The following is a 5,132-nucleotide window of genomic DNA, read 5'->3' on the forward strand; positions in this document are numbered from 1 at the left end:
GGTGTTGAGCCTGACGATTGGAAGCCGATGGTGTCGATTGGTGCAGGCGTTCAGGAAATCAGAGTTAAAGACGAAACCGGTGCCTACCGCACCCTCTACGTCGCGAAATTTGAAGAAGGCGTTTATGTCCTTCACATCTTTCAAAAGAAGACTCGGAAGACCAGTCAACATGATCTCGATCTTGCCGAGAAGCGATACAGAAACGTTCTGAAAGAGAGGCTGACATGAGTGAATTTTCTCAACCCTTCGCCAGCGTCTGGGATGCGATTGAGGAAACGCCCGAGGAAGCGGAGCATATGAAGCTTCGCGCGGCACTCATGCGGACCATCACGCAGCATGTTCGCGACGAGCTGCTTCAGCGTCAGGGCCTCTCCCAGTCCGACGCGGCGCAGCGCTTGGGGATGACGCAGCCGCGCCTGTCCGATCTTCTCCGAGGAAAGATTGGGCTTTTCTCAATCGATGCCCTGGTGGGGATCGGCGCAAAAGCCGGGATGCGCTTCGAGATTACTCCGATCACGCATCACGCCGCCTGATTGTCTTTTTAACTCTCATACACCATCAAACTATGGCTCGGCACGCCCAGGGCCTCCAACCGCTTGCGCCCATTGAGGAAACTCAGCTCGATCAGATAGGCCGTTGCCGCCACCTCGCCGCCGACTTTGCGGATAAGCTCGATGGCGGCTGTCATCGTCCCGCCGGTCGCCAAGAGATCATCGAGCACGACGACGCGCTGGCCGGGCCGAAGGGCGGCCTCCTGAATTTCGATGGTATCCTCGCCATATTCGAGCGCGTAGCTATGGCGCACGGTTGGCCCCGGCAGCTTGCCTTTTTTTCGCACCATAACAAAACCGATACCGAGTTCGAGCGCCAAGGGGGCTGCGACCAGAAAACCGCGCGATTCGATGCCGACCAGCAGATCGGGCTTTAGCGGCGCGATGAGGGCGTGTAACTGCTTTACCGCCTCCTTCCACGCATCGGCGTGGGCGAGGAGCGTCGAAATATCGTAAAACAGAATCCCCGGCTTGGGGAAATCCGGCACGTGCCGGATATGGTCTTTTAGGTTCACGGGAAGGCCCTTCTTATCGAACATACCGCCCAGATGAGCACTAGCGGGGTTGCGCTGGCAAGGCTAAGGTCGTCGCACCCTTTTTGTTGCTCCTGTGATTATGCGGTGCCGAGTGCCATGACGATTCAAACGCTTTCACTCGCGTCCGGCGCTTTAGCGCTCGACCTTGCGCCGCAGTTGGGCGGTGCGATTGTGCGGTTCCAGCACGGGGAGGCGGCGCTGTTCCGCCCGCTTGATCCGAGCGGCCCGCAGGAGGCGCGGCTGACGAGCTGTTATCCGTTGGTGCCTTTCTCCAACCGCATCAAGGAAGGGCGGTTTCGCTACGGCGGCGTGAGTTACCAGGCCGGGCCGACAGCGGCAGGCCAGCCGCACGCAATCCACGGCGACGGGGTGCGGCGCCCGTGGGATGTGGTCGCTGCGGGGCCGAAAGCGGCAACCTCGTCTATCAGCATAATGGGGCCGAAGGCTGGCCCTTCACTTACCGCGCTGTACAGCATTTCGAGCTGACCGACACGGGCCTGACCATCCGCATGGCGGTGACGAACGAGGATATTCGCCCGTTCCCCGCCGGCATGGGGCTGCACCCGTTTTTCCCCAAAACTGGCGCAACGCTGACCACCTACGCCCCGACCTTCTGGAAGGGCGACGAAACTAAGCTGCCGCTACTGGAAATGCCGGTGCCGCCCGTCTGGGATTTCGCCGGAGGCCGCGTGATGGCGGAAGTCGAGGTGGATAATTGCTTTGCCGGGTGGAGCCGGAGAGCGATCATCCGCTGGCGCGACAAGGGGCTGAGCCTGACGATGACGGCCGATCCGGTCTTCGGCACCATCGTCGTCTTCTCGCCGCAGGGGCAGGATTTTTTCTGCGTCGAGCCGGTGACGCATCTCAACAATGGCATCAATCTGCGCGCGGCGGGCGTGGCGCAAACCGGCGTCGTCGATCTGCTGCCGGGTCAGAGTCTCAGCGGCGCGGTGCATTTCGCGGTCGAGGAAGATTAGGTCTGCGGCCTTGCAGCCCCTTCCCGCTGGGGCTGCCCTCGTGTATGGAAAAGCTCAAAGCTAAGCGGGGGTTCCCCCCGTCGAAAACTAAGAGAGTGATCCGATGACGCAGGTGATTACGGTTATTGGGGGTTCGGGCTTCGTTGGGCGGCATTTGGTGCAGCGCCTTGCGAAAACCGGCGCGCAAATTCGCCTCGGGGTGCGGAATGCCGAAGCCGCCAAGCGCCTGAAGCCGCTCGGAAATGTTGGCCAGATCGTGCCGATGGGCGTCGATATCGGGCGCGGTATCGGGCTTGAGGCGGCGGTCGCCGGGGCCGATGTGGTCATCAATCTCGTCGGGATTCTCGCGCCGGGCGGCGGCAATCGCTCGTTCGAGGCGGTTCAGGCCGAAGGCGCGCAGCGCGTGGCCGAGGTCGCCAAGGCGGCGGGTGTTGCGCGCTTCATTCACATGTCGGCGTTGGGGGCCGATGCCGCGTCCAAATCGCGCTATGCCCAGACCAAGGCGGCGGGGGAAGCGGCGGTTCTGGCCGTTTACCCGAGCGCTATGATCGTCCGCCCATCGATCATTTTCGGGCCGGAAGACGGGTTCTTCAACCGTTTCGCCACAATGGCGCGGATGGCCCCGGCGCTGCCGTTGATTGGCGGCGGCGAGACCAAGTTCCAGCCGGTGTTCGTCGGCGATGTGGCGGAAGCGATTGTGTCGGCGGTCAACGATCCGACGATTTCCGGCATTTACGAGTTGGGCGGGCCGCTCACTTATAGTTTCAAGGATCTGCTCGCCTTCACCTTGGAAACCGCACATCTGAAGGCGGTTTTGCTGCCGATCCCCTTCTGCGTTGCCTCCCTGATGGGCTCGGTGATGCAGTTTGTCCCCGGTGCGCCGATTACGGCGGATCAGGTCGAACTGCTCAAAACCGATAATGTCGTCAGCGGTCGTTATCCCGGTCTGGCGGATCTGGGGCTGACGGGGGCGACGATTGAAGCCATCGTTCCGGCCTATCTCGCGCGGTTCCATCCGGGCGGTCGCTTTGGGAATCTGAAGGGCGTTTGAAATGGCGCTGCATTTCACCCCTGAAGAATTAGCGGCGCGGCGGGCGAAAGCCTGCGCGGCGATGGCGGCGCAGGGGCTTGATGGGCTGCTGCTGTTTCGCCAGGAGAGCATGTACTATCTGACGGGCTACGATACCTTCGGCTACGTCTACTTCCAGTGCCTCTATCTCGGCGCGGATGGACGCTTGATGCTGCTAACGCGCGCGCCGGACCTGCGCCAAGCGCAGCATACGTCGATGATCGACGATATCCGCATTTGGGCCGACCGCGACGGCGCGGACCCGGTGAATGAGCTAAAGGAGATTCTCACCAGCTTCGGCCTTGCCGGGAAAAAGCTGGGGGCGGAGTTCAACGCTTATGGGCTGCCCTACGCCTTGGGCAAGCGGCTGGTGACGGCGCTGGAGGGGCAGTTTACCCTCTCCGACGCCTCCGATCTGGTCACGCGCCTGCGCCTTATCAAAAGCCCCGCCGAACTAACCTATGTGCGCCGCGCGGCGACCCTGGCCGATCTGGCGCTCGATGCCGCGCACGACATCATCGCGCCGGGGGCCTTCGAGGGCGATATTCTGGCGGCGATGCATGGGGCGATTTACGCGGGCGGCGGCGATGATCCGGCCAATGAATTCATCATCGGCTCGGGGCGCGACGCGCTGCTCTGCCGCTATTTTTCGGGCCGGAAATATTTGAGCGCGGAAGATCAGATTACGCTCGAATTCGCCGGGGCCTATCGCCACTACCATAGCTGCCTGATGCAGACGATCCCAGTCGGGACGATCACCGACCGACACCGGACCTGCACGGGGTTGCGATGGACGCGCTCGCCGCCTGCCGGGACGCGCTAAAACCGGGCGAGCCGGTGGGCGGGGTGTTCGATGCCTATGCCCGGGTTTGTGACGCGGCGGGTGAAACCCCGCATCGGTTGAATGCGTGCGGCTACAGTCTCGGCACCACCTTCGCGCCGAATTGGATGGATTGGCCCATGTTCTACACGGGCAATCCGGTCGTCATTCAGCCGGGGATGGTTTTCTTCCTGCATATGATTCTGATGGATAGCGACGCGGGAATCGCTATGTGTCCAGGCCTCACCGTCGAAGTCACCGAAACCGGCAATCAGCCGTTGACGCGGCATAAGCTGGAATTGATCGGGCGGTAAGGGATTTAGGGGCGATATCGCAGGATACCGTCCCCTAAACTTTAGCGTCAGCCGATCTTTACGGCGCTGCGCTTGCTTTCGAGCACGCTCAACTCTTTCTGACGCTTCTCATCTACCTTGGCGAGTTCGGACTCGCATTGGCCGGGCTGGCTCGCCGGGCAGGTGTCGCGGGTTTTTTTGGCCATGCCGTCGTACTTCTGGGTGATCTCGCCCTTCAGCGTATCGAAATAGCTGTCGCGCTCGCCCGTCGTCGGGAATTTTTCCGGCGGCAGCAGCAGTTTGACCGGGTTCGGGTAGCGATTATTGGCCCCGGTTGCGGCATCGACGATCAGGCCGACCCCGCCGCCCAGCAGAATATTGCCGAAGGTCGAGCCGGTGAACTCGCTCTCGACCTGCTCCGTCACCGTCAATTGCCCGGCTTTGTCGCAGGTAACGGAGAGGGCGTTCTTCGATTTGGAGAGTTTCAAGCTCCCCGGCGTGGCATCGACCGTGCCGATGCGGGCGCCGTCGCGGTCCACAAGGCAGCGTGCGCCGGGCGGCGTGCTTTCGAAGGAAATGAGATCGTCGGTGCCTTCGACGACCGTCGCACAGGCGGCTAATTGGGTCGCCACAAAGGCAACGGCGAGCAAACGAAACAGGCGCATAAAAACTCCGCTCTCACAGGATCGTGATTAACACAGGGGCCTCCCCCATGAGCGGCATTTTAATAAGAATTTAATCTATTGTCGTCAATCGGAATGCATGTTGAGGTTGATGATGTTTGATGTTTTATTACCAGTGTATGCAAGATGCGCGGCGTGATGGCGGAATGCTGCGTTTACCCGCAAAAATTTATTACCTTTGTTACTAGTTTTAGGGCGAAAAG

Annotated in this window: 7 protein-coding genes and 1 pseudogene; 6 read left to right on the forward strand and 2 right to left on the reverse strand. The window is 61.0% G+C overall.

The genetic code is table 11. The features are described 5' to 3' along the window. Both VZ95_RS13620 and VZ95_RS13625 read left to right on the forward strand, forming a co-directional pair. A partial coding sequence (locus VZ95_RS13620; RefSeq protein WP_045776334.1) for a type II toxin-antitoxin system RelE/ParE family toxin occupies positions 1–228 on the forward strand: 228 nt, incomplete at its 5' end. Further along, positions 225–533: a helix-turn-helix domain-containing protein gene (locus VZ95_RS13625; RefSeq protein ID WP_045776335.1), complete on the forward strand. Its 309-nt coding sequence runs from the start codon at positions 225–227 to the stop codon at positions 531–533. The genes VZ95_RS13620 and VZ95_RS13625, both read left to right, overlap by 4 nt. Before the next feature lie 8 nt (positions 534–541). Here VZ95_RS13625 and VZ95_RS13630 read toward each other — a convergent pair whose 3' ends face one another. Then, positions 542–1,066: an adenine phosphoribosyltransferase gene (locus tag VZ95_RS13630; RefSeq protein ID WP_045776339.1), complete on the reverse strand. Its 525-nt coding sequence runs from the start codon at positions 1,064–1,066 to the stop codon at positions 542–544. A gap of 117 nt (positions 1,067–1,183) precedes the next feature. On the opposite strand from VZ95_RS13630, the gene VZ95_RS13635 reads away from it, so the two are divergent. From VZ95_RS13635 to VZ95_RS13650, 4 genes and pseudogenes are all read left to right on the forward strand, one after another. Further along, on the forward strand, positions 1,184–1,573 hold the full coding sequence (locus tag VZ95_RS13635) for an aldose epimerase family protein (RefSeq protein WP_045776336.1): 390 nt from the start codon (positions 1,184–1,186) through the stop codon (positions 1,571–1,573). Beyond that, entirely contained in the window at positions 1,468–2,064 is a 597-nt protein-coding gene (locus VZ95_RS13640; RefSeq protein ID WP_084627786.1) for an aldose epimerase family protein, read from the forward strand. Before VZ95_RS13635 ends, VZ95_RS13640 begins: the two co-directional genes overlap by 106 nt. A 103-nt stretch (positions 2,065–2,167) precedes the next feature. Beyond that, on the forward strand, positions 2,168–3,115 hold the full coding sequence (locus VZ95_RS13645) for a complex I NDUFA9 subunit family protein (RefSeq protein ID WP_045776338.1): 948 nt from the start codon (positions 2,168–2,170) through the stop codon (positions 3,113–3,115). 61 nt (positions 3,116–3,176) lie between these two features. Beyond that, positions 3,177–4,267 (forward strand): annotated as a pseudogene (locus VZ95_RS13650) (M24 family metallopeptidase). Between the two features lie 47 nt (positions 4,268–4,314). On the opposite strand, the gene VZ95_RS13655 reads toward VZ95_RS13650, so the two are convergent. Beyond that, the gene (locus VZ95_RS13655) at positions 4,315–4,911 is read right to left on the reverse strand and encodes an XdhC family protein (protein WP_052711760.1); all 597 of its coding nucleotides are present in this window, start codon (positions 4,909–4,911) and stop codon (positions 4,315–4,317) included. Positions 4,912–5,132: the final 221 nt, after the last annotated feature.

It is taken from the genome of Elstera litoralis (genome assembly GCF_000963705.1).
In the GTDB taxonomy this organism is placed as follows: domain Bacteria; phylum Pseudomonadota; class Alphaproteobacteria; order Elsterales; family Elsteraceae; genus Elstera; species Elstera litoralis.